Source organism: Bradyrhizobium genosp. A (assembly GCF_049949275.1).
Lineage (GTDB): Bacteria > Pseudomonadota > Alphaproteobacteria > Rhizobiales > Xanthobacteraceae > Bradyrhizobium.
On sequence record NZ_CP188196.1, the window covers coordinates 6,895,249 to 6,918,488 of the forward strand.

Annotated in this window: 20 protein-coding genes; 13 read left to right on the top strand and 7 right to left on the bottom strand. The window is 63.0% G+C overall.

Features of this window, described 5'->3' with window-relative positions:
• Positions 1–9 precede the first annotated feature (9 nt).
• Positions 10–156 (top strand): hypothetical protein, encoded by a 147-nt coding sequence (locus ACP2YP_RS32410; protein ID WP_426420265.1) that lies wholly within the window; start codon positions 10–12, stop codon positions 154–156.
• Positions 157–231: 75 nt separating this feature from the next.
• Here ACP2YP_RS32410 and ACP2YP_RS32415 read toward each other — a convergent pair whose 3' ends face one another.
• Both ACP2YP_RS32415 and ACP2YP_RS32420 read right to left on the bottom strand, forming a co-directional pair.
• Positions 232–909: a ParA family protein gene (locus ACP2YP_RS32415; RefSeq protein WP_094972989.1), complete on the bottom strand. Its 678-nt coding sequence runs from the start codon at positions 907–909 to the stop codon at positions 232–234.
• Between the two features lie 409 nt (positions 910–1,318).
• Positions 1,319–1,660 carry a hypothetical protein gene (locus tag ACP2YP_RS32420; protein WP_426420266.1) on the bottom strand — a complete coding sequence of 114 codons (342 nt, stop codon included), beginning with the start codon at positions 1,658–1,660 and terminating at the stop codon, positions 1,319–1,321.
• A 457-nt stretch (positions 1,661–2,117) separates the two neighbouring features.
• On the opposite strand from ACP2YP_RS32420, the gene ACP2YP_RS32425 reads away from it, so the two are divergent.
• The 6 genes from ACP2YP_RS32425 to ACP2YP_RS32450 all read left to right on the top strand — a co-directional run bounded on the left by ACP2YP_RS32425 (position 2,118) and on the right by ACP2YP_RS32450 (position 7,558).
• A complete protein-coding gene (locus ACP2YP_RS32425; RefSeq protein WP_426420267.1) occupies positions 2,118–3,062 on the top strand; it encodes an AEC family transporter in 945 nt (314 codons plus the stop codon).
• 148 nt (positions 3,063–3,210) lie between these two features.
• Positions 3,211–4,128, top strand: a complete 918-nt coding sequence (locus tag ACP2YP_RS32430) for an SHOCT domain-containing protein (RefSeq protein WP_426420268.1) — start codon at positions 3,211–3,213, stop codon at positions 4,126–4,128.
• 830 nt (positions 4,129–4,958) lie between these two features.
• Positions 4,959–5,234 carry a hypothetical protein gene (locus ACP2YP_RS32435; RefSeq protein ID WP_426420269.1) on the top strand — a complete coding sequence of 92 codons (276 nt, stop codon included), beginning with the start codon at positions 4,959–4,961 and terminating at the stop codon, positions 5,232–5,234.
• A 173-nt stretch (positions 5,235–5,407) separates the two neighbouring features.
• A complete protein-coding gene (locus ACP2YP_RS32440; protein WP_426420270.1) occupies positions 5,408–5,713 on the top strand; it encodes a hypothetical protein in 306 nt (101 codons plus the stop codon).
• A gap of 214 nt (positions 5,714–5,927) precedes the next feature.
• On the top strand, positions 5,928–6,791 hold the full coding sequence (locus ACP2YP_RS32445) for a HupE/UreJ family protein (RefSeq protein WP_426420271.1): 864 nt from the start codon (positions 5,928–5,930) through the stop codon (positions 6,789–6,791).
• Positions 6,788–7,558 (top strand): hypothetical protein, encoded by a 771-nt coding sequence (locus ACP2YP_RS32450; protein WP_426420272.1) that lies wholly within the window; start codon positions 6,788–6,790, stop codon positions 7,556–7,558. The genes ACP2YP_RS32445 and ACP2YP_RS32450 overlap by 4 nt, the downstream gene beginning before the upstream one ends.
• A 60-nt stretch (positions 7,559–7,618) precedes the next feature.
• Here ACP2YP_RS32450 and ACP2YP_RS32455 read toward each other — a convergent pair whose 3' ends face one another.
• Positions 7,619–9,115 (bottom strand): acid phosphatase, encoded by a 1,497-nt coding sequence (locus ACP2YP_RS32455; protein ID WP_426426332.1) that lies wholly within the window; start codon positions 9,113–9,115, stop codon positions 7,619–7,621.
• Between the two features lie 272 nt (positions 9,116–9,387).
• Here ACP2YP_RS32455 and ACP2YP_RS32460 point away from each other — a divergent pair, with 272 nt between their 5' ends.
• On the top strand, positions 9,388–10,632 hold the full coding sequence (locus ACP2YP_RS32460) for a cytochrome-c peroxidase (RefSeq protein ID WP_426420273.1): 1,245 nt from the start codon (positions 9,388–9,390) through the stop codon (positions 10,630–10,632).
• Positions 10,633–10,655: 23 nt separating this feature from the next.
• Here the strand turns inward: ACP2YP_RS32460 and ACP2YP_RS32465 are convergent, their stop codons facing one another.
• The 3 genes from ACP2YP_RS32465 to ACP2YP_RS32475 form a co-directional block, all read right to left on the bottom strand.
• Positions 10,656–10,793, bottom strand: coding sequence for a hypothetical protein (locus tag ACP2YP_RS32465; protein WP_426420274.1), 138 nt, complete (start codon positions 10,791–10,793; stop codon positions 10,656–10,658).
• A gap of 4 nt (positions 10,794–10,797) precedes the next feature.
• On the bottom strand, positions 10,798–13,686 hold the full coding sequence (locus ACP2YP_RS32470) for an autotransporter outer membrane beta-barrel domain-containing protein (protein WP_426420275.1): 2,889 nt from the start codon (positions 13,684–13,686) through the stop codon (positions 10,798–10,800).
• Between the two features lie 171 nt (positions 13,687–13,857).
• Entirely contained in the window at positions 13,858–14,916 is a 1,059-nt protein-coding gene (locus ACP2YP_RS32475; RefSeq protein ID WP_426420276.1) for an Ig-like domain-containing protein, read from the bottom strand.
• 34 nt (positions 14,917–14,950) lie between these two features.
• Between ACP2YP_RS32475 and ACP2YP_RS32480 the strand changes: the two genes are divergently transcribed.
• The 3 genes from ACP2YP_RS32480 (at position 14,951) to ACP2YP_RS32490 (ending at position 18,848) form a co-directional block, all read left to right on the top strand.
• Positions 14,951–15,448, top strand: coding sequence for a hypothetical protein (locus ACP2YP_RS32480; protein ID WP_426420277.1), 498 nt, complete (start codon positions 14,951–14,953; stop codon positions 15,446–15,448).
• Between the two features lie 137 nt (positions 15,449–15,585).
• The gene (locus tag ACP2YP_RS32485) at positions 15,586–16,566 is read left to right on the top strand and encodes an ABC transporter substrate-binding protein (RefSeq protein ID WP_426420278.1); all 981 of its coding nucleotides are present in this window, start codon (positions 15,586–15,588) and stop codon (positions 16,564–16,566) included.
• Positions 16,567–16,658: 92 nt separating this feature from the next.
• Positions 16,659–18,848, top strand: a complete 2,190-nt coding sequence (locus tag ACP2YP_RS32490; protein ID WP_426420279.1) for a hybrid sensor histidine kinase/response regulator — start codon at positions 16,659–16,661, stop codon at positions 18,846–18,848.
• Here ACP2YP_RS32490 and ACP2YP_RS32495 read toward each other — a convergent pair whose 3' ends face one another.
• Entirely contained in the window at positions 18,849–19,544 is a 696-nt protein-coding gene (locus ACP2YP_RS32495; protein ID WP_426420280.1) for a response regulator, read from the bottom strand.
• Positions 19,545–19,826: 282 nt separating this feature from the next.
• Between ACP2YP_RS32495 and ACP2YP_RS32500 the strand changes: the two genes are divergently transcribed.
• Positions 19,827–20,804, top strand: a complete 978-nt coding sequence (locus ACP2YP_RS32500; protein WP_426420281.1) for a hypothetical protein — start codon at positions 19,827–19,829, stop codon at positions 20,802–20,804.
• A 1,128-nt stretch (positions 20,805–21,932) separates the two neighbouring features.
• Positions 21,933–23,216: a tyrosine-type recombinase/integrase gene (locus tag ACP2YP_RS32505; protein ID WP_426420282.1), complete on the top strand. Its 1,284-nt coding sequence runs from the start codon at positions 21,933–21,935 to the stop codon at positions 23,214–23,216.
• Positions 23,217–23,240 lie beyond the last annotated feature (24 nt).

Below are 23,240 nucleotides of genomic sequence, written 5' to 3' on the forward strand. Positions count from 1 at the left end.
GGGGCGATCTTGAACAATCAGAATGATGCGGCGTCGCATTACGGCGCCGGACAGCAGGGCTTTTCCACCGAGGACATCATCTGGGCCATCGGCATCTGGTCGGTGATCCTGACACTGTCGCCGGTCATCGTGTTCTACATGCTGATGATCGCGTAGCTTCACCATCAGTCCGAGAAACGCAAAACGCGCGGGGCGCCGCGCGTTTGTCGTCCGGGGAAATGATTGATGAAATTATGCCGCCTGCTTGTGCATTGCGCCGGAAGCCGACGCCGTGCCGCGAATAGCTTTCACTGATCGCTCGATAGCCGCCCACAGCCTTGCAATTTCCTGAGCTGCACGGCTCTCGGCCTGATACTCACGCGCGCCTTCGCCGTGGCTGAGGGCCATCAACAAGTCCGAACGATTGGTGATCTGACCGCCCCACACCGGAGCGCGGAACTTGGCCAGCGCCTCGCGGGCGATGGTGACGATCGGGCTTTCGGACTCGTCGCGACGCGCCGGGGCACCGTTGAGCACGACCGCATAGGGCTTGCGCGCCGCGCGGCACATCTGGATGGTTTCCTGCACCGCGTTGACGTCGAACACGCCGGGACGTGCCGGAATGACCACCATGGTCGCGTTCTTGATGGCGTCGTCGACCACGGCCGAGAGATTCGGCGGCGTGTCGATCAGCACCCATTCATAACCGTCGCGCTTGGCAGCGGAGACGATGCCGCTGACCGAGTTCACGGCCGACTTGATCGGCGGCTCGTTGGTGCCACGCAGCTTGTGCCACAGCGTGAGCGAGCCTTGCGGATCCGCATCCACAAGCATCACCTGCTTGCTCGCCTTGATCTGCGCAGCGAGATGTGCCGCCAGGGTACTCTTGCCCGAGCCGCCTTTACGCGATGCAAAAACAATAACGTTCATACCTCTGGCCTCCAGATTGACCCCAGGCCGCGAAAATGAATCACCGCGCTGATTCGTGAAAGAAAAATTTGTCTGGAGTTGTGTCATAGTCACGAAATAACAAAGCGTGTTGGCTTTTGAGTCACACTGCTGCATGCGACGACAGACACAAACCGTCATGAATCGCTGTTCACGCGGGCAATCGCGTGCTTTCCAGGCAATCATGCGGGAAAATTCGGACTACAACCCTGCCGAGCAAATCTTCGCGCGGCCTTCAATTATCGAACGTAACCGCAATTGCAGCATGCCTGCGCGCGAGATGCGCGAACAAAACGAGTCCGGTAGCTGTCGCGTGGCTGATCGGCCCCTAAGTCATTTTGTCGCGAGGGGGCGTGACGGAGTTTCACGAGAGGAACGCGGGATGGAACGCCTAGCCGTCGGCGGTCTTTTTCTTCTTGGCCTTCGGCTTGGTCTTCTTGGCCACCACGGGCTTGATGTTGGTGGGCGCACCGGCGCGGACCTCGCCCGGCTCGGGGCCGCGGCGGAAGAACACCGCGCATTGCGGCGACAGCTGCGCCTTCTTCCGGATCATGCAGGCGGTGATGGCATCGACGTTCGGAATGAACTCGCCGCACAAATTCATCGCATCCGGCGTGCAGGCCTGCTGCTCCTCCGGCGTGTAGGCGAAGCCTGTGCCCGGCTGGACCAGAACGGCGAGCGCCAGCGAGAGGCTTGCAGCAGCCAAGGATGTCCTGACGCGAGATACCGGCATCGATCCCCCCAAAATGTCGAGTCGGAGAGATAGTGGGTGAACGGGCGTTCGTTGGCAACGAGGCCAGGGGTGAAAACCGGGAGCTGTGCGCTCTCGGCAACAGGCGGGTCCAGGCCCGGAACGGCCGGACGCCTGCGGCCATCCTTCGAGACGCCCGCCTGCGGCGGGCCCTCAGGATGAGGTCTCGTTTTGCGGCGAGGTGTCAGACCCTCATGGTGAGGAGCCCGCCAAAGCGTGCGTCTCGAACCATGCAGGCCGAATCTGAGGCGTCCCTGGCCAAACCCGCGAAAACAACCCCATGCACAGTAGCCAGGGCCTTGGGCCGCCTCGCGAATTTTCGCACGTTTTGCGGATTTTACGAATTTCCTTTGACGCGTCGGGCAAAACACCGGCATGATGGCAGGATCGAGACGCGCGTGGGGTGGTCGGCCCAATCTCCCCGTGAGGGGAGGACCGCATGGCCACAATGTTGATCGTCGCGCCGGTGTTTGCGCTGATCGCGGCCGGCTATGCGTCGGTGCTGTTTCGCTTCGTCTCCGAGGGCGCGCACAAGGGCATCTCCGAATTCGCCTTCAGCATCGCGATCCCCGCGCTCTTATTCCGCACTATCGTCGTCTCGGAATTCCCCGATGTCAGCCCGTGGCGGATGTGGGGCGCCTATTACGGCGCGCTCGCCCTCATGTGGATCGCGGCGCTGGCGATCTCGGCGTTGTTGCGCGCACGGCGCGAGGACCGCGAGGACGGCGTCGTGTTCGCGATCGGCTCGGTCTACGGCAACATCGTGATGCTCGGCATTCCGCTCGTGCTCTCGGCGCTCGGCAACGAGGCCGCGGGCCCGATGTCGCTGATCCTGTCGGTGAACACGCCGCTGCTCTGGCTCTGCGGCATTTTGCAGATGGAGCTGGTCAGCCGCAAGCGGACGGGCTCGCCGCTCGCGGTGATGCGGCCTGTGCTCGCAGATCTCGCGCGCAATCCGCTGATGCTCGCGATCGGCTTTGGCGTGGTCTGGCGTTTCACCGGCCTCGGCCTCAATCCCGTCGTCGACAAGACGGTCGAGCTGCTCGCGCAGGCGGGCTCGCCGGCCGCCCTGATCGCGCTCGGCATCACTCTGTTCCGTTTCGAGGTGAAGGGCGAGATGCTGAGCGTCGTCGCAATGAGCACGTTAAAGCTGCTGGCGATGCCGGCGGTGGCGTTCGTGCTGGCCAAACTGCTGAACCTGCCGCCGATGGTGACAGGCGTCGTCGTGCTGTTCGCGGCCATGCCGACCGGCGCCAACGCGTACATCTTCGCGGTTCAGTATCAGCGGCTGGTGAATCCGGTGTCGGGCGCGGTGGCGCTGGGGACGCTGCTGGCGGCGGTGACGTTGCCGGTGGTGGTGCTTTTAGCGGCAGGGCTCAAATAGTTCGGCAGCGACCGTGCTGCACGGAAGGGCATGACCGAAGGCGACTTCCGAGTTTGCCCCGATGCTCCTATCGGAGGTGTCGAGGGTGTGATAGGTCCTGCTGGTCTCCCAGTTCGGCGACGAACGCGCGTCCAGGTAAGGGTAGCTCATGCAACAGTTGACGGATGAAGGTCGGCGGATCGTCGATGATGTGGCGCGTCGGCACGGTTTTTCGAGTGACGCCGTGCTGTGCATGCTTCTGGCGGTTTCGGCCGGATACGGCAACCAGGCCCAATTCAATCATCCTGAATTCGGCGGCATGGGCCAATGGTCGATGGGCGGGATGATCATGATCGGCGACATGTTCAATAACTACCTCAAGGGCCGCGTCGATTCGCTGTGCCAGGAGTTGGCCAGCCACATCCAGGGACAGCCGCTGTTCCATATGCCCGCCCAAAGCCAGAGCCAATCCCAGGGCGGCGGCTGGCAGGGCCAGACCGGAGGCAGCCACCAGCAGCAAGGCAGCGGCTACGGCGGCACCGGCTCGAGCCTTTTCGTGCCCAATGCATCGAGCAATTGGTGGCCGGCCGATCTGGGCATGGCTGGTTCGACCGGCGGTCAAAACAACCTGCGCTATGCCTACTTTCCCGCGGCGCGGCGGCTGGCCGTCGACATCAATGGTCAGGTGTCGGTTTATGATACGGGCCAGCACCAGATCGGCGGTTTTTCGCAACAGCAGAGTGGCGATCAGTCGATTACCTTCACCAGTCAGTTCGGGCTGGTGCGCGTCGCGGACCTGCCGCGGATCAACCCGGTGAATACGGGCATGAACACGGGCGCCGCCCCGCAGCAGCCCTATGCCAGCCAACCCGATCCTTCGGTGCAGGCCGCGCAGAGCGCGCCGGCGCCGATGCCAGCGCCGCCACCGACAATGGCGAGTTCGCCACCGAACCATGTGAGCCCGCCGCCCGCCCAGCACGACGAGATCGTTTCGCTGATCGAAAAGCTCGCCGAATTGCACAAAAAGTCCATCCTTACGGATAGCGAATACGAGTCAAAAAAGGCCGAGTTGCTCAGCCGCCTCTAAGGCCTTTGCAACGACCGTGGAGTTTCGTGCACTGTCTCGTAATGCGGCGCCAGAAGGCCGACAATGCTGAGACTCAGGTTCATTGCCATCGTCGCTGCTATCATCTTGTGTGTTTTTCAAGCAGGCTCGACAGCGCGAGCCGCAGACCTGCCAGCGATCAAGTTCGTGCGGTCGTCGAGCGCGAGCAAGCTGTGGCAGTGTGGTTGGCGGTGCGGGGGAAACTCCGCCTGCGGCACGAGCTGTATCGCCATCTATGGGAATGCCCCCGATATTCCGAAAATGTGTCTCCAGTTGTTGGCGCTCTGCGAGAGCCAAACGTGGGGCAATAACGACACGTGCTTTTCCGAGCCCAACCCGCCTCCGGCCTGCGAAAGGTGACCCGGGAGTTTCGTGCACTGTCACCGTAATTCGTTCCGCCTGCGCTGTTCGCGATTGCGCGAGCCAACAAAGGATTTCAATCGCGTTTCCGGGAACGCTGCGGATCAATTCCACATCGTATTCAGGGGAACATGAGTTGCAGTGACTGCGGGCTCCCCGTTTCGGTGACAGTGCACGAAATTGTCCTAGACCGACATTGCGATAGCGCGCTTTGCGGGATCGAGATTTGGTGCACCGTCACCGCACTTAGGGTGGGTAGCTCGGGAGATACCGCGCAGCGGATGTCCGTTTGGCCTGAGGTTCTATACGCCGCGGGGCACGCGTCCGCCACGCGATAGCCATTTTGATCTGGCTCAACTCTGTCTGGATACCCGTCGATATGGTGGGCTTTGGTGATCACCCCGGGCAAATACTCCGTTTGGTTCAAGACGCCCGTCGGCGAAGGCGCTGGCGTGGTCGAGTTCGGCCCTGACGGAAAACTCGGCGGCGGCGATTCCACGTTTGCCTATGCGGGGGTCTGGACGCAGCAGGGCGAGCACTTCAAAGCCAGTCTTTCTGCCCGACGCGTGGCGCCAGGGCCGCCCGGTGTCTTTGGATTGGATGAGATCGACATCGTCGTGTCAGGCCGCTCGGTCGATGGCTCATCCACATCCTGCACGGGCTTCGCAAAACAATCACCCGGCCTGAAGCTCGAAGTGGAGCTTGTCCGCATCCTTAGCGATTCCTGACAACGCAGCGTTGCCCCAGGTGCTCGGCCCCAGGTGCTCGCTGGATCGCAGCGAGGATTGGCGCGCCGGTCGCCGAGCGGATTCGGCTAATGGGTGTCACCGCAATCGCGTAATCGATGCTCAGGTCGCCGTTGTGGCGTCAAATCTCAATTTCGAACGACCTCCACCGGACCGTGGTCATCGCAGTGATCGCCGTGCGGATGGTGCAGATGGCCGGCGACGAGATAATCGACATGATCGCCATGTGGAACAGCCTCGTGACCGCAGCCGGGTCCATGAACGTGGGCGGCATCATGTCCGCCACATCGATGGTCGGGCGTGCATCGATCCGGGTTCTTGCCGCTCACTTCGATTGCATGTTCGTCCACGTGATCGCCATGCGGATGATGAAGATGGCCATCATGGAGGTAATCCAGATGGTCGCCGTGTCGGATGGCAACGTGGCCGCAGTGGGGTCCATGGGCGTGATCGTGGTTTGAGTGATGCGGAAGATTGCAGCTGGTCATTTCGACTCCTTTGCTTAAGTCAGTGGTGTTCCCCAGCGTGGGCGATGGCGTTCTTGACGAGTTGAACACATGGGCCTCGGCGATCGGAGCAATCGCGTTCTTGCCCTCGCGCCGACGTTTGACCAGATGTGACCTGCAGCAGCACCTTCAGGCGCGCCGAAACCGTGCCCATCCTGGGGTGTTCTGCTTGAACGAGTTCGCCAACATTCCGTTCCCCGCAGCCGGCAATCGGCTTGATGATTTGTTCCTATTCAAGGGAATTGACCGGTGCGTCATGTCCGATCGCGGCACTATGGCTGACGCCCGAAAGTTCAAATGGCGGCCTGAAGCAGATCAACTCGTCGTCGCACGTGCCTCGTCCGCACGGCGACAATTGCGACAATCATGGCCCGCTGATAGTATTTTTCTCCGAGGTATTTCGCGAGCGGAACCATCGTTGAAATATGTGCACTTGAATCGATGTAGAGCCGTTGCAGCAATTGCTGTTGGTTGCTGCATGCTGCCGAATTCCGCAACAGCCCACATCACCGCGACAGGCTCAGGCGGCTTCGGAAGCGGGTTTGCACATCCGCTCACGGGGCCAGATCATTTTCTTGCGATGTTCGCCGTCGGCCTGTGGGGCGCCCAGATGGGCGGTCGGCCGGTTTGGACCTTGCCGGTGACGTTCCCGCTGATCATGGTTGCCGGAGGTGCTGCCGGAATGTTCGGCCTGCCGCTTCCTGGCGTGGAGATCGGCATCGCGCTCTCGATTCTCGCGCTCGGCTTGGCAATCACTTTTGCCTGGCATCCAGCGGAATGGATGGCGCTTTGTTTGATAGCGGTTTTTGCAATCTGCCATGGATACGCGCACGGAGCCGAGTTGCCGTTTGCGGCCGATCCTGCCGACTACATCATTGGCTTCGTCCTCGCGACGGGCCTGATCCACATCTTTGGTATCGTCGTTGGATTAGGACTCAGCAAGCCGCTCGGGGGGCGCCTGGGTCGCGGGCTTGGGGTGCTGATCGGCCTCGGCGGGGTCTACTTCCTTGTCCCAGCACTCTCCGTCGCATGAACGTCTCCACCGCGGGAAAATGGAGTGGCCCGGCTCTGGCCGTGCTCGGATTGCTTGTGGCGGGGGCGATGGCACTGACCCCCGCTGCGGGACGCAGCACGCTCATATGGTGGATCTTATCGAGTGCGCTCGCACCTGAGCGGGTACTCCCGCTGATCGGACTCGGCGCTGCCCTCGCACTGGTGGACCGTCGTTACAGCCTCGGAGCACTTGCGCTGTTTGGTGGCGGCGTAGCTGTCGGCTTCTTCGGTAAGGATTGGTTGCTTTCGGTGTTGGCGGCAATTCCGCGGGCAACCAGCCACCACTTCCTAACCGGGCCAATTTCCAGTGTCACCGTGGGCGTCGCACTTGTGCTGCCCACTGCGCGACTCCGCTCATGGTTTTTGCTCATCGCCGCTGCGCTCGCCGGATGCATGCTGGCGATCGCAATCGCGGTGACGGACCCGAGCCTCCACGATGTTGCAATCCCTCTGGCGGGAGTGGTCGTCGGGTTTTGGATCGTCGTGGCCATCTCGCTGACCGTGCGGACGTTCTGGCGCACCTGGTTTCCAATTCCAGCGCGTATCCTCGGCAGCTGGCTGGTTGCCATCGGCCTGCTCTATGGCGGGGCGTCGCTGATACCGAAACAAAAGTCCGCATTTCCGCTGCCCGCTGAATCGACGCCGAACATCATTCCGTTCCCAGGGCCGGATCGTCTGTCTCCCGAGTTTCAACCGCACGAAAGGCCCGGCGCTGTCATTCCCCCAGCCGACCTTCAACAGCCCTAGATCAACAGCCGGCTATGTCCGCGCAGCGGACCGTGATTCGCGGCGAGCGCGGGCGCCTGGTCAGAACGTCAGCGCCGCGGTCAGATCGCCCATGGCCGGACGGCCGTTCGCGTTGAGCGCGGCATCGCGCGCCACCAGTCCTGGCAGGACGGGCAGGTCGAATCGCCGGGTGATGAAGCGCAAAGCGGACGTCGAATCGTACTGGGTGTGATCGACATAAGCTTTCTTGGCGAAAGGCGAGACGATCAGCGCCGGGACGCGCGATCCAGGGCCCCAGCGATCAGCCTTCGGCGGGGCGACATGATCCCAGAACCCGCCATTCTCGTCATAGGTGACGAGCACGAGCATGTGCGGCCATTGCGGACTTTTTTCCAGATGGGCGATCACATCGGCGATATGCTGATCTCCCGACATCACATCGGTATAGCCGGCGTGCTCATTGAGATTGCCCTGTGGCTTGTAAAAGGCGACCTGCGGCAGCGTACCGGCATCAATGGCCTTGATGAATTCGGCCCCGTTCATGCCGCCGTCCTTGAGGTGATCGGCGCGCGCCGGCGTGCCCGGTGCAAACTGGGCGAAGTAGTTGAACGTCTGATGATGGAATTGGAAATTCGGCACCGGCTTGCCGCGGCCGCCGTCAACCGCATCCTGCCAGGCGCCGGCGTACCAGGCCCAGCTCACGCCCTTGAGGCTCAATAGATCGCCGATGGTGATGTCACGCTGGGGCGGCAGCGTGTTGGGCGCGTCCGGATCGGCAAAGCGCGGGTCGCCATTCTTTGCCGGCATGTTGTTGCTCGGCTGATAGGGCGGCTGCATCGTATTCACGGCGTAGAAGTCCGGCGAAATGGCGCCGTTGTTGACGAACTTTGGGATACCGTCGATCGCCGATCCCGGCGAATTGGGCGCGAGCGTCAGCGACACGCCATCAGGATCGACCGCGGCAATCAGCTTCTGGGCCGGGCTCTTGTCGGCATTCGGATAGACCGGCGTGCACGCGCACACCAATTGGAAATGATTGAGGAACGAGCCGCCGAACGCCCCCTGGAAGAAGTTGTCGGCGAGCACGTATCGTTTCGCGACGTCCCAAAGCGGCAGCTTTGAGCCGTCATAGTGACCCATCACCAAGGCGCCGGAGTCCGCGTAGGCCACGAAACGGTCGTTCTTGCCGCCATGGATCTGCATCTGGTTTTGGTAGAAGACATGCCAGAGGTCGTGGGTGGTGACGCCAAGCGGCGTGTTGAAGCCATTTGGATCGTCGATCGCAAACGGCTTGTTCGGCAAGTGCTCGGTCTGCGCCTGCGTCACGACCGGCGTGACGCCCTTGGCTGTCAACCCATCCCAGACTGGCGGCAATTCCTTCAACACGGACCCGTCGCGATCGACCTGGGTCGAATTGGCAGGTGTGGCGTTCGCCAGCCCGTTGGCGCCCGGGAATGATCCGTACAGATTGTCGAAGCTGCGGTTCTCCGCATAGATCACCACGACGGTTTCGATCTTGGCGATGTCAGGCTTGGCGATGTCCGGCCCTGGCGCCTGCGCGCGCACCTCATCAGCCAGGATGAAAGCGCCTGCCAGCAAGGCCAAATGAATAGCGGTCCTCACGGTATCCCCTCGATGGACAATTTGACCGGCGGTGTGCGATCTTTATCTCAGGTCACAAGCAACCAGCAACACAACATTAAATCGGGATTATGTGGCGGCTGGATGAACGCGAGGCGTTGAGGTAACGAACCATCGGAGTACCGCCGCTGGAGCCTGCTTAGGCCGAGCTCGCCAGCGTCAATCCCGTCCTTTCAACGCGCACTTGCGACAGCGCCAGAGAACGATGAATGAGTGCGTATGCCGTTGGACGAGCTCTGCTTCTCGTCCTGTTAGGTGCCGTCAGCCTCGCCGTCGCCCGCACTGCGGCGCAGAACGGAAGTGCCGGCCTGAGCCGCCCGGAGGCCTATGCCCGGGCAGCGGCGCTTGACGCGCTCGGCCGCAAGCTGTTTGCCGACCCGTCCCTGTCCGCATCCGGGCATCTCGCCTGCGCCACATGTCACGATCCGCAGTTTGCCTATGGCCCGCCCGACGACCGCGACGTCCAACTGGGCGGCAAGACCATGCGCGAGGCTGGTCTGCGCGCCGTGCCGTCGCTGAAATATCTGCAGGCCGTGCCGCAATTCGCCGAGCACTACTATGAATCCGACGATGAGGGCGACGCAAGCGTCGACAATGGCCCGACCGGCGGACTGACCTGGGACGGCCGGGTCGACCGCCGCCGCGATCAGGCTCGCGTGCCGCTGCTGTCACCGTTCGAAATGGCAAATGACGCAGCCGCCTTCGTCGTCGCGAAGGTGCGCAAGGCCGGCTACTCGGACGACATGCGCAGGATTTTCGGCGATGCGATTTTCGATGATTCCGAGCGGGCCTTCGCCGGTGTGGTCGAGGCCCTCGAAGTCTACCAGCAGAACGCCGCGGAATTCTATCCATACAGCAGCCGGTACGACGCCTACCTTGCCGGCCGCGCGCAACTATCGCCGCAGGAAATGCGCGGGCTTGCCCTGTTCAACGATCCGGCCAAAGGCAATTGCGCGAGCTGCCATCGCAGTGCACCCGGGAATGACGGAACACCGCCGCAATTCACCGATTACGGGCTGATCGCCATCGGCGTTCCGCGCAACCGCAACATCGCGGCCAATGCCGACCCGAACTATTATGATCTCGGCGCCTGCGGGCCGCTGCGTTCCGATCTTGCCGGTCGCGGCGAATTCTGCGGCCTGTTCCGGACGCCGTCGCTGCGCAACGTCGCACGACGCAAGACATTCTTCCACAACGGAAGGGTGCACAGCCTGCACGAGGCTGTCGCGTTCTACGTCGAACGCGACACCAATCCGGACAAATGGTATCCGCGCGACGCGAACGGCAAGGTGCGCAAGTACGACGACGTGCCCGTGCAATACCACCGCAACATCAACAGCGAACCGCCCTTCGGCGCGCGCCCTGCGGACCAGCCGGCGTTGTCGGCGAGCGAGATCGATGACGTCGTCGCGTTTCTCAAAACCCTGAGCGACGCAGATGGTACCGGTCGATGAATTTGGGGGTTGCGGTGACGGTGCTAGGCAAAGGTCTTGGCGAGATGGACATAGGTGTCAGCGTCACCGTAATTCCATGTGGCGCGTTTGGCTGCGACGGCCGGGGCTGCTACGTCTGGACCTCTCGCAAATTCGCCGCCATGGGCCGACAGTGGAAGCATTCGCTCACCACTGATATCGGACCACACCCTTTCCGGCGTAGCTGCTCGTTACGTTCGAAAACTCGCCTTCGAACGTCGCCGCAGCCGACCACCCGTTCATCCATTTCATTTCGGCAGAAGCGGTGGTGAGCGCGGAGTCACTGGCTTGCGCCGGGCCGTTGACGGCAAAGGACGCCCCCGGCAGCGCCTGGAAGGTCGCAGCGATCGAGCGGTCGGGATCGTAGTCATGCGCCCAGGCGAAACGGCTGCGCAGTGTCAGCACACCATTGGCCATGGCGAAGGACTTGTCGGTGCGGAAGCCCAATTCGCTGCGCGCATCGGTGACACTCCTCGCGCCATAACTGAGCGCGAAGTTCGGCGTACCGGTCACGACGCTTTCGGCATAGGCCGGCAGATCGAAGGTGGTGAACTGCGCGGCGGCGTAAGGCGTGAAGCCGATGCCGCCGGTGAACGGCGCCACAAAGCGATAGCCGCCCTCAAGCCGCCCGGACCACGCATTCGCGTTGAACTCGGCGCGCAATTGGTCAAAGCCCGCGATCGTCACGGTGCGGTTGGTGGTGATGTCCTGCCATCCATAGGCGAGCGCGGCGGTGATGTAGGCTGCGCCGTTGGTATGGCGCAGGTAAGCGCCGGCCTGGAACAGGTCGGAACGGCCGCTGCCGAGATTGTTGACACTGAAACTCGTCCCGCCGCCGGCGAGCGCGAAGCCGGCCAACGTGTTCGGCGAGAACAGGTAGTCGGCGCCCACGGCGGTGCCGGCGATGCGGCTAGTTGTGCTGTTCGAGCCAACGGCTGCATTTCCGTCGGTGGTCTGCGTTCCCCCGAAGGCCGATGCCCACACGCTCCAGCGCGGCTCGTAGACGTTGGCAAGCGGCGCCTTGGTGAACATGGCGTAGGCGTCGCGCCCGGCCCCAAGCCGCTTCTTCTCCGCATAGGCGCTGGCGGCGTCATCCTCTTCGGCATAACCCGTCGGCGAGTTTGAGCCGTTGATGGCGTTCCCCCGGGCCATGAAGGGGTCGGTCAAGAGGCCCATGAACTGCGTCATGGCCTGGAACGTCGTCTGCTGTGAGCCAACGGCACTTTCGCCGGAGAGCTGGCCCAGCGCACCACCGAGTGCGGATCCCGAAAGCGCGAACAACGGCAGATAGCTCTGCGGCAGCGTGCCGCCGGAATTGAAGAAGTTATTGATGCTCGTTGCGACATGCTGCTGATTGATGCTCAATCCTCCGCCCGCGCCGAGGTTGACCGTCAAGTTGAGGAACGCATCGGTACTGCTGTAGCTCAGACTGGCGGCGAAGCCAGGCGGCAGGCCGGTCGGATTCACGCCCGAGAAGGTGGTGCCGCCCAAACCAGCCGAATGCAGAATGTCGTACTGCCTTTTGAGGGTGGCCGAAGTGAACACCGGCAGCACGGTTCCACCGAGCGTTGCCGTGCCGGTGACATTGGCGAAGCTTGCGCCCGATTGGTTGAGCTGCACGAGATACATCGCGCCGGACGCGAAGGCGAGATTTCCAGCAATCGTCAGCGACGTACCGGCGATGCCTGATCCGGGCGCGAGCACGCCGCCGCTATTGATGGTGGTCGCACCGACCGCGCCGACGCCGGCGAGCGTTCCTGCCGTCACGTTCACGGCGCCGCCGATCGTGCCGTCGACCAGGAAGGTGCCACCGGCGACGGTCCATGCCTGATTGCCGGTGCCGGTTATCGTCCAGGTCGAGGCGCTGACCTTGTTGAACGTGGAGAAGCCCTGGTACTGCTGGCCGGCGCCGATGCTGCCGACATCGAACGTGCCGCTGCCGGTCCCGGCGAGCTGAAGGACGTCGGCGCCGGCCCCGAGCACCTTGCCGTTGATGGCGAAGCCGGGCGCCAAGGTCAGCGAGTTCCCCACCGAGCCGGTCGAGAACTGAATGGCGGTACCGCCGGATCCCGTGATGGTGCCGGCGTTGAAGATGTCGGAGGGGCCGTGGCCAGGGAACAAAAAGATGCCGGTGCCTCCGGCGATCGTGCCGCCCGCATTGTTGGTGATCGTGGCCGTGTTGGCCACGATGGCGTTGCTGGCGCCGGAAATCAGGCCGGTGTTGGAGGATATCGTCAGGCTGCCCAACACATTGATGCCGGTCGTCTCAAACGAATTGGTGCCGGTGGCGGCGATCGTTCCCGAATTGCTGATGATCGCGAGACTGCCGCTGACGTTGATCGCGATCGCCGTCTGCCCGTTGGCGTTCGCCGTGATACTCCCGCTGTTGGCGGCAATGGTGACGTTATCGGCCTGGAGGGCGATGGCCGACGATCCGGTGGCGTTGGCCGTGATACTCCCGCTGTTGGCGCTCACGATCACATCGGCGCCGCTGGCGTTGATCCCCACCGCGTCCCCCGGCACCGATCCGGAAGTGCCGGTTATCACGCCGGCGTTGCTGACGACCAGCGTCCCACTCGACACGACGATTCCATTGGCCACCGGGATGATATTGCCATTGCCCGCGACGGTCCCGCTGTTGACCAGCGTCGTCGTGCCGGGGCCGAACTGCATCCCGATGAAGTCGCCGCTGACCGACGCGCCGGCCGCCAGATTGACGGTGTTGCCGGCGCCCAGCATGAAGCCCCAGATGTCGCCGGTCACGCTGGCGTTGGCCAGCACGTTGACCGCGTTGTTGTCCTGGTCGCCGGTACCGTAGCCTGCAGGGGAATCCTGGTTGGTCGTGCTTCCGCTGCACGTGACGGTGGCGTTCGACGGGGTGCCGACACCGGTCGCCGGCGCGCAGGCGGCAAGAGCCGCCGCGTTCGACATAAGCCCGCCCGCCGCAGCGAGGCCGATCACGCACACGATGCGCGAGGCTAGCGCGCCGGAGGTATGGATCCGAGGCCTCGATCGGCGCTCGCCGATATTTGCCATATCGCGTCTCCGTGGCGGGACCTTGGTCGTGTAGCGCATTGACTGCACGCCTGACGAGAAGAGTTGGGAGTGCGATCGCCGAATCAGCCAATCTGTTGCGGGTCAGCAACATCGATACGCGCGCCATGCGCATGACACGGCCGGGCGGACATGAAGGAGCGGCTCATCGATTCAGCGCGCCGAGCGGACCGTCTGCGTCAGCGCCGAGGTGCTCCCGGCAAACGTGCCGTGGCCGCCGTAGACCGCAGTGATCGAATGGCTGCCAACAGCCAGCGCCGCCGTGGTAAAGGTCGCGATGCTCGATGCCAGCGTGCCGGTGCCGAGCGCCGTCGCACCGTCCATGAAGGTGACGGTGCCGTCCGGCGTGCCGCCGCGACCGGTGACGACCGCGGTGAAGGTGACCGACTGGCCGAACGTGCTCGGATTGAACGAGGAGCTCACGAAGGTCTTGGTCGGTGTACCAGGGGCAAAGCAGAAATTGACCGCGCCGTTGCCCGTCTGCACGCCGCTCTGCGTATAGGGGCTGAGCGGTGCCGCAGCGCTGAACGAGCCGCCGCCCGCGCCGCCGCCGATCAGCACGCTGGTGCCGCCGGCACCCCCACCATTGTATCCGCCGCCGCCGCCGCCGGTCGCCGCTGCCGCGCCGCCGCCGCCGAAGCCGCCATTCGCGAAACTGCCGCTCGGGCCACCACCGGCGCCGTTGATCAGCGCGAAGCCGCCAGGCACGCCATTCGCCGTGGCGCCGTTGGTCGACAGCCCGCCGCCGCCACCGCTGTTGACCACGGCGCCGCCGCCGGTGCCGCCGGTGCCGCCGGCAGCACCGCTGTCACCGCCCGTGCCGCCGGCCGCAGCGCCCGCCGGACCAGCGCCGGTCGGCGCGTTGCCGCCGAGCCCGGCGTCGCCGGTGCCGCTGCCCCCGCCGCCGGCCGCGGCGATCAGCAGGTTGGGAGCGATGTCGGTCCTGACCTGTGCGAGGTTGGACGCGCAGGTGCCGCTCGTGATCGCATAGACGAAAGAGCCGCCACCACCGCCGCCAGCGCCGTTCTGGAAAGAGCCGCCCTGCACGCCGACCACCACGCACAACGTCTGGCCCGCGGTGATCGGGAAGGTCGCCGCGACCTCAGCGCCGGCGCCGCCGCCATTGTCGCCGACGCCACCCTGCGCCCCCGCGGCGTAGATCGTCACCTGGCTCGACGGCACGGCAAAGGACTGGATCGCGCCGCTGGTCATGCCAGGGGGCGCGCTGGTCGTGAAGCTCTGCTGAATGTTCGGGCTGTTGCACGAGAAGGAGAGCGCCAGCACCGGCTGCGCGGAAACGATCAAGGTCGCGGCCAATGCCGCGCGAGCGCCAACCGACCGCACGGCCCGCCAGCGGTTCATGACTGCCTGTCCCACCATCGACTTCGACTGCCCCCAGGACCAGAAGCCGGCGACAACCAGGATGATGAATTGGCGTCGCGGCAATTTAGATTGTGGCGGCCCCGATTGTCGCTGGCAAGTGGCATCTTCCGGCGAGATGTCGACCGATTGGGACGGCAAGGAAAGGGCGGCGACAGCCGCTCGCTCCGATCAGGATAGCAATGCCGGGAGCCAGAGTTTTGGCGAGACGTCTTGCGGCTGCGACCTACAGCGCGATGGGATCAAGTCGAAACGCCATCGCTTTAGGCTTTTGTTTGTGTGCATGATCTTTCGGAAAACCGGCATCAGCCCCGCGGACAGCCTGCGCCTGCAGGCTCGGGAGTTTAGTGCACTGTCACTGTAATCCCCGCAATGGGAACGCTGGCGTCTGATCCATCTCGAACGTGAGTGGATCGCAATTGTCGGAGCGTGATATCGTCCTTTTCTCACACTTTGCGCCGAGGTATCCTGCGCTTTGGCCGGACCGGATACCATGATCGAATGAGGCGGCGCGAACTTATCACTCTGCTCGGCAGCATATTGGCATGGCCGCTTGCCGTGCATTCGCAACAGTCGCCTGTACCCGTGGTTGGTTATCTCACTGCCGGCACGCCCGAGGTGAGCGTCAACGCCGTGAAGGCATTCCTCGAAGGGTTGGGCGAGATCGGCTTCGTCGAGGGACGAAATGTCACGATTGAATACCGCTGGGCGCGAAACGATCGCGCGCGCCTGCCGGACCTTGTGGCTAACCTCGTCAGCCGCCACGTGGCCGTGATCGCGACACCGGGAAGCGTGCCGGCGGCGGTCGACGCAAAGGCCGCAACCACGACCATTCCGATCGTGTTCAGCACCGCGGGCGATCCCGTTCGACTTGGTATCGTCGCTAGCTTCAGCCGGCCCGGCGGCAACATCACGGGTGTCGCCTCGATGAACCACGAGCTCCTGGCAAAGCGGTTCGAGCTTCTGGTCGAGGCCCTGCCAACGGCCAGGCGTATCGCCGTGCTCGTCAATCCGAACAGCGCGTCTGCCGAATCCACTGTAAGCCAGGCGCAAAGGTTAGCCGGCGAGACCGGGCGGCAGATCGAAGTTCTCTATGCGAGGACCGATGGCGATATCGACGCGGCCTTTGCGAGCCTTCCCGAAAAGCACGTCGATGCGCTGCTGGTCACGCCCGCCACCCTGTTTCTCAACCGCCGCGTCGAGCTTGCCGCTTACGCAGCGCGCCTTGCGCTACCCGCCATCTACTTCGAGCGCGAAAATGCTGAAGCCGGCGGGTTGATGAGCTATGGGCCGGACGAATTCGACCAGTATCGCCAGGTCGGCGTCTATACCGGCCGCATTCTCAAGGGCGAGAAGCCGGCCGAGCTGCCAGTGCTGCGGCCTGAGAGATTCCGGTTCGTCATCAACCTGAAGACCGTGAAGTCCCTCGGCCTGACGCTGCCCCGGATCACGCTCTCGCGGGCCGACGAGGTGATCGAGTGACTTTCCTCCACCGCGGCGGCCCCGCCGCGATACAGGAAGGCGGACCGCGAAGGGTTCGCGGCAGGCTGCTTCTCAAATATGTCGCGTTCTTCGTGACCGTCGTGTGTCTGGCCCTGGTCTGCAACGATCTCTTCCAGCTTCGGTTTTCGATTCGCGACTACACTGCGATGAGCATCCGCGTTCAGCAGGAACAGGCGGACGCCGCCGCCGCGAAAATCGGCCAATTTGTCACGGAAATCGAAAGCCAGCTCGGGTGGGTCGCCAACCTGGCGTGGGACGACAGCAAGCTCGACGAGTGGCGCTTCGATCTGGTGCGGCTGCTGCACCAGGAACCGCCGATCATGGAGTTCACCAAGATCGATGCGTCGGGTCGGGAGCGATTGCGCGTTTCGCGGGTAGCCCCCGACGTCGTCAACAGCCTCGCCGATCTCTCGGGCGGAACGCCCTTCGTTGGCGCCGTTTCGAGCAAGGTCTATTACGGACCCGTCGATTTCCGCGTCGGGTCCGAACCTTACATGACGCTCGCGCTGGCTGGCGTGCGCCGCGATGCCGGGGTCAGCGTCGTCACAGTCAACCTCAAGTTCATTCGAGACGTGATCTCACGGCTCAAGCTCGGGGCGAGCGGCCGGGCCTATGTGGTCGACGCCAGCGGCCGGCTGATTGCGCACTCGGACCTGATCCCGGTCCTGAGCCGCGTCGATTTCTCGCAGCTTCCTCACGTGCGCGCCGCGTTCGCCGGGAAATCGACCGCCCTGCCCCAAGACCAGACGACAACGGTGGACATCAACGGCCGGCCCGTATTGGCCGCCGACGCCTTGATTGCGCCGCTGGGTTGGCGCGTGTTCGTCGAGACGCCGGTCGAGGAAGCCCTGGCGCCGCTGCATGCGGCGCTCTGGCGAACGGGCCTTGTGCTGGTCGCGGCGCTGATTCTCGCCTCGCTCGCCGGCCTGTTGCTGGCACGCAGGATGGTCGTGCCCATCCGAGCGCTGGTCGCAGGCGCAGCGCGGATCGGCAGCGGAGACCTGAGCCAGCGGCTTGCGCTCAACTCGGGTGACGAGTTCGAAATTCTGGGCGCGCAGTTCAACAGCATGGCAACGCAGCTCCAGGAGTCCTATACGACGCTCGAACGGAAGGTCGACGAGCGCACGCGCGAGCTGGAGCTCGCCAACCTGGCCAAATCCCGCTTCATTGCGGTGGCGAGCCACGACCTGCGGCAACCCCTGCACGCCCTGGGCCTGTTCGTCGGGCAGTTGCGCGGGCATGTGCCGTCGAACGCGGGGCGCCAGCTCGTCGAGCGGATCGATGGCGCGGTCGTGAATATGAATGAGCTGTTTGCAGCACTGCTCGATATTTCCAAGCTGGACGCCGGTGTGCTTGTCCCCAATGTGACGGAATTTCCGGCAAGCCATCTGCTCGAGCGAATGGATGCGACCTTCGCGGCTGCCGCGCGCACAAAAGGATTGTGGTTGCGCGTGGTCAAGAGCAGCCTTTGGGTGCGGAGCGATATCATTTTGCTCGAGAGAATCCTGCAAAACCTGGTGTCAAATGCGGTGCGCTTCGCAGCCGACGGGAGGGTCGTCATCGGCTGCCGGCGGCGCGGCGACGAGTTGTGTATCGAGGTCTGCGACAGCGGACCCGGGATACCGAAGGATCGGCAGCGCGATATCTTCGGCGAGTTCACCCAGCTCGACGGGCCGCAGCAGGATCGGCAGCGAGGGCTCGGCCTCGGCCTTGCCATCGTCGACCGGCTATGCCGCTTGCTTGGTCACAGGGTCGAGCTGGCCTCGACGCCGGGCAAAGGCTCTCGCTTTTCGATCTTCGTTCCGCTGGCGCCCCGCCGGTCCGAGATCGCGCCGCCGCTCAGCGTTCCGCAGGCCGGTCCGGACCTGCTGGGTGGCAAAGTAGCGCTCGTCATCGATGATGACACCGTGAACCTGGAGAGCCTCGGTGGACTGCTCGCGAGCTGGGGCTGTCGCGTCGCGACCGCAGCCACCTGCGAACAGGCACTGGCTCGCTTTGCCGCCGACGAACGGGTGCCCGACATCATCATCTCCGATTATCATCTTGCGAACGGAGCGACCGGCTATGAGGTGATCGCCCGATTGCGCGATCGTTTCGGCCAGTCCGTGCCAGCGTTCCTGATGAGCGGGGATACCTCGCCGGAAGCTTTGCATGAGGCTAGAGCCAGCGGCTTTCAGCTGCTGCACAAGCCGGTACCCCCGATGAAGCTTCGCCTGATGCTCAATCGACTTCTGAGAAGCCCGGCGTCCGTCGACGCGTAATCATAGGCGACGCGGCAGCGATCCATCGATTGCGGTCTGCGGCGGCTCCCAACCTCGCTCCAGCACCGTCATCACGGCTTCTGTGCGATTGGTCACCTTCAACGCCTTGAGGATGGAGGTGACATGGTATTTCACCGTTGGCTCGGCCAGCGCGAGCGCCCGGCAGATCGCCTTGTTGCTCTTGCCGCGCATCATGAGGCCCAGCACCTCGATCTGCCGTTCGCTCAAGTTGAGCTCCGCAGGCAAGCTCGACGGCCGCTGCGCAGCGGATCGTGCCGGAGCCACCGGAGCAGCATCCCCGAGCGCCAGCGCCTCCGGTGGAATATACATGCCGCCGGCCAGCACGATCCGAAGGGCATTGAGCATGATTTCGCGCCGGCCGTTCTTTGGAATGAAGCCGAGCGCCCCGAGATCAAGGGCCTTCATGACGCTCGCTCGGTCATTGAGGGCCGACAGCACGACGATCGGCAGCAGCGGATCACGCTCGCGCAACTCGGCGAGCAAGCTGAAGCCATCGCGATCCGGCAGACCGAGATCGATCACCACGAGATCGACGTCGGCATGCCGCTCGATCAGCCGCAGGGCCAGATTGCAATCCGGGGCTTCCAGAACGGCCGCATCGACCTGCAGCTCCATAAACACACCGCGCAGTGCCTCGCGGATCAGGACGTGATCGTCAACAACCAGAATCTTCATGCGAGGCGCATCCGAACCCACTCTGTGCGGACGATTGATCGGGAGACTTATACCTCAGTATCAGACCAAAGCATTACCATTTGTTGCACCGCGTTGGCAGACCAAAGTCATTGCCGAGAAACAGTTTTTCCGATCCGCGCCGGCGCGGCATAGCGCCGTCTGTTGATACCAGAGGATCGTTTACCCGCGGCCGTGCGGCGGCCAGATTGTCGCCCGTGAATAACCGCGGCTCCCCTGAGCTGCCGAGCTGCCACCGCGGCAGGATGACTGTTGGGAGAGGCCGTGCTGAGCGGCGTGCATTTGGCTGAAGTCGATCTGGAGGACATTCCGTTCACAGCTCATCATTGCGCGAAGGAAATCCTGGCCCATCCGCGCTTCCCGTTCGCGCGTGAGGCGTATGTCGACGCCATCCTCGCAACCTACGAGCATAATCCCTTCCTGAGCCGGTTGCTGCTTGAGACCGGACGCACTGTCCTGTTCATCGGGATCATGTGCCTTCACGCGCGTCACGATCGGGCCGATCGCGCGACCTGGCCGACGCTAAGGCTCATCACGGAGCAGACGGTAGCGCATGGCGTAGCGAGCCCGCGTCGTGTCTACGACCTTGTGCGGCGGCTCATTTTGACCGGATATCTTGCACAACGGGCCGCTCCCCAGGATCGACGGACCCGCATCCTGACGCCAACGCCGAAGATGATCGCGCACGACCAGGACTTCCTGACTTCGCAATATCTGCCGCTGCAGATCCTTTATCCGCAGCCGGGGTATCGGCCGATCATGGAACGCGATCTGGCGCTTCAACTGAGGCAGCGCCGCGTATCGGCAAACCTGCTCGCGCGCGGCGCGCGCATCATGGCACAAGATCCTGCCATGATGCCTTTCTTGGGCCGCGATGCCGGCGCGTTGATCCTCCTCAAGCTGATGCAGATGGTTGGCCCAATCGGCGAGGCAACACCGCTTGAGCTTTCTTTTTCCGATATCGGCGCCCGTATCGGCGCATCGCGCACTCATGCGCGCAAGCTCTTGAAGAACGCGGAAGAGCAAGGGCTGGTCCGCTTGACCCGAGGTGCCGGCCAATTCATCGAACCGACTCCGGCTCTTGTGCAGGCCTTTGACCGTTTCGTCGCCGAAAGCATGGCCGGCCATGACCTCATCTACAGCCTGACGCTGGCCCGCCCTGTTGACATGGACACTAAAGCGGGGCCGCGAATGTCCGATCCCGCCCAACCATCGCGCAATGTTGATTGTCGGGCAACATGAAGAAGTGAAGGCGTGAAGCCTGACCTAATTTCGCGCTTACAACGGACGTCGGCCGAGATGAATCGGACGAATGGCTGCCGGCGGCGGTGAAATTACGAGCCACGTCCGATTTGCGCAGGCTGAAGCGCCTTGGGTAAGCCCGACAAATTTTGACGGGCCTCATTCTTCGACCGCGCATATTTGCGCGTTAGGAATTTTACACCAACTTTTCCGCCTCACGAATCCACGCAAAATGTTCCGTTGGTTCGGTTGAACTCCTCACTTACCTAGATGGACACACAACGGATTGCGTTGCTTCGGGTCCGAGTGAGCTGACCCGATCGACCGACATCCACGCTGACGCGCGCGCCGATCGTCGCACGCGTAATTTGAACGAGCTTGATATTAATCTGGAAAGATTGGATACACAGTGACCCAATTTGATTCTGTCCTCGCGGGATATCCCAGGCGATCGCTGTTCACGGCGGGTGGCTTACGGCTTCCCATCATTTTCCGAATCCCGCTGATTTGGGTGGAGCGCGCTCGTTTCAGGGCAACGCTGCGAGAGGATCTCAAGAACGACCCCCATCTCCTGCGTGACATCGGCATTAGGGTGTGTGACGCGCAAGCTGAAGCGGCGCGTTTTTTCTGGGAGCCGGTCTTGCTTAGAAACGACTGACCCAATTCGCATCGAGACGGGCGCGGCACCCGAGGAAATTCAAACTCCTGCCCCTAGATTTGAGTGCCCAATTCCCGAGAAGCCGTCCCGGCGGTTAGACCGGGACGGCGAGTAAGTCATAACCAAAGTGGTTACGGGGACATGCAACCGTCTCAAATTGCTAATTCAGGCGGTCGCCAAGGCATGCCCAGCACTGCTTGGCATCCTTCCGAAGGTGAGGCACCGCGTCTCTCCTTCCCGCCGACGCATCTTGCAAATCAGGGCTTTGATATTCTTGGTACAGTTGGGTGGGCTCGAACCACCGACCTCCTGTTCCACAGACATAGCGAGGGCTTCGCCGGGGCTACGCCATTCCCGCCGTTCGTGCGAAAATTGCAGTATTATCAATGAATAAGCCCGCCGCACCCCACCTTGCCTGCGCTGCAATTGGCGTTATGGTGGTAGCTACGTGGTAGCTACAGAGGCGACAGATGGCTGTTTCGAGTGTTACGATCCGTGCAGTGCAAGCACTCAAGCCTGGCGAGACTATTTGGGACGCCGACCACCGCGAAGCAGTGCGAGGTTTTGGCGTTCGGCGTCAACGCGACCAGGCGACCTATGTCCTTAAGTACCGAGTGTTTGGTCGACAACGCTTCGTCACGATCGGTCCTCACGGCGCCCCTTGGACACCCGAGCTTGCGCGCAGGGAGGCCAAGCGGCTTTTGGGCCTGGTTGCCGATGGAAAAGACCCGGCGGACGAAAAAGCCAAGGCGCGCCTGCAGGCGGCCGACACACTCCGGACAACTGCGGATCAATATCTCCGGAACGCCAAACAAAGGCTGAAGCCGAGCACCTATTCGGAAATTGAACGCTACTTGTTGGTCAGTTGGAAACCCCTGCATCCGGTCTCGGTGTTCCAGATCACCCGCCGTCATATATCGGCTCGTATCGCTGACATCGCATCAGCTCATGGAGCGGTTTCGGCAGCCCGCGCCCGTACAGCCCTGTCCTCAATGTTCAACTGGGCAATACGGGAGGGCCTCGACATTCCCGCGAACCCGGTTCTCGGCACTAATCGACCCGCACAGCCGGGAAGCCGCGAACGGGTCCTCACAGAGACGGAGCTATCAGCCATCTGGCGGGCCAGCGGCGATGACGACTACGGACGCATTGTGCGTCTGTTGCTGCTCACGGCCCAACGCCGCGATGAGGTGGGCAGCATGCAATGGGCCGAACTTGATACTATTTCGGGGCTCTGGACGCTGCCGGGCGCCCGGACCAAGAACCATCGCGAGCACTTGCTACCATTGGTTCCCGCCGCCCTCGCCCTACTCCCACCCCGTCGAAATGGTCGAGACTTCCTCTTTGGTGACGGACCCCGACGCGGCGGTGACCCGCATCGTGGGTTCTCCGGCTGGTCAAAGTCGAAGGCAGCGCTTGACGCGCGCATCGCGGAAGCCCTGGGCGCCCCGCTGCCCCATTGGACAGTTCATGATCTTCGGAGATCGGCGTCCACGGTGATGGCTGACCGGCTCGGCGTGTTGCCACACATCGTGGAAGCGATCCTAAACCACGTCAGCGGCCACCGGGCGGGCGTTGCGGGCGTATATAACCGCGCTCGATATGCGGCCGAGGTACGCGAAGCGCTTGGACGCTGGGCAGAACACGTCGCGACCCTGCCTGCCCCAGAGCCCAAGGCCGTCAGTCTTCGCACAATAGCCGAAGGACCTAGCTTTGCCGATGGAAGCAAAGATCGCCATCAAGCGGCGATCTGAAGTGGCCGGCGATGCGGGTCGGCC

Bases quoted from the DNA above. Each gene is read 5' to 3' on its own strand.
- ACP2YP_RS32485 (WP_426420278.1), top strand. From the start codon at position 15,586: ATGAGGCGGCGCGAACTTATCACTCTGCTCGGCAGCATATTGGCATGG.
- ACP2YP_RS32425 (WP_426420267.1), top strand. From the start codon at position 2,118: ATGGCCACAATGTTGATCGTCGCGCCGGTGTTTGCGCTGATCGCGGCC.
- ACP2YP_RS32460 (WP_426420273.1), top strand. From the start codon at position 9,388: ATGAGTGCGTATGCCGTTGGACGAGCTCTGCTTCTCGTCCTGTTAGGT.
- ACP2YP_RS32495 (WP_426420280.1), bottom strand. From the start codon at position 19,544: ATGAAGATTCTGGTTGTTGACGATCACGTCCTGATCCGCGAGGCACTG.
- ACP2YP_RS32465 (WP_426420274.1), bottom strand. From the start codon at position 10,793: ATGCTTCCACTGTCGGCCCATGGCGGCGAATTTGCGAGAGGTCCAGAC.
- ACP2YP_RS32480 (WP_426420277.1), top strand. From the start codon at position 14,951: ATGTTCGGGCTGTTGCACGAGAAGGAGAGCGCCAGCACCGGCTGCGCG.
- ACP2YP_RS32420 (WP_426420266.1), bottom strand. From the start codon at position 1,660: ATGCCGGTATCTCGCGTCAGGACATCCTTGGCTGCTGCAAGCCTCTCG.
- ACP2YP_RS32470 (WP_426420275.1), bottom strand. From the start codon at position 13,686: ATGGCAAATATCGGCGAGCGCCGATCGAGGCCTCGGATCCATACCTCC.
- ACP2YP_RS32415 (WP_094972989.1), bottom strand. From the start codon at position 909: ATGAACGTTATTGTTTTTGCATCGCGTAAAGGCGGCTCGGGCAAGAGT.
- ACP2YP_RS32450 (WP_426420272.1), top strand. From the start codon at position 6,788: ATGAACGTCTCCACCGCGGGAAAATGGAGTGGCCCGGCTCTGGCCGTG.
- ACP2YP_RS32430 (WP_426420268.1), top strand. From the start codon at position 3,211: ATGCAACAGTTGACGGATGAAGGTCGGCGGATCGTCGATGATGTGGCG.
- ACP2YP_RS32475 (WP_426420276.1), bottom strand. From the start codon at position 14,916: ATGACCAGCGGCGCGATCCAGTCCTTTGCCGTGCCGTCGAGCCAGGTG.
- ACP2YP_RS32505 (WP_426420282.1), top strand. From the start codon at position 21,933: ATGGCTGTTTCGAGTGTTACGATCCGTGCAGTGCAAGCACTCAAGCCT.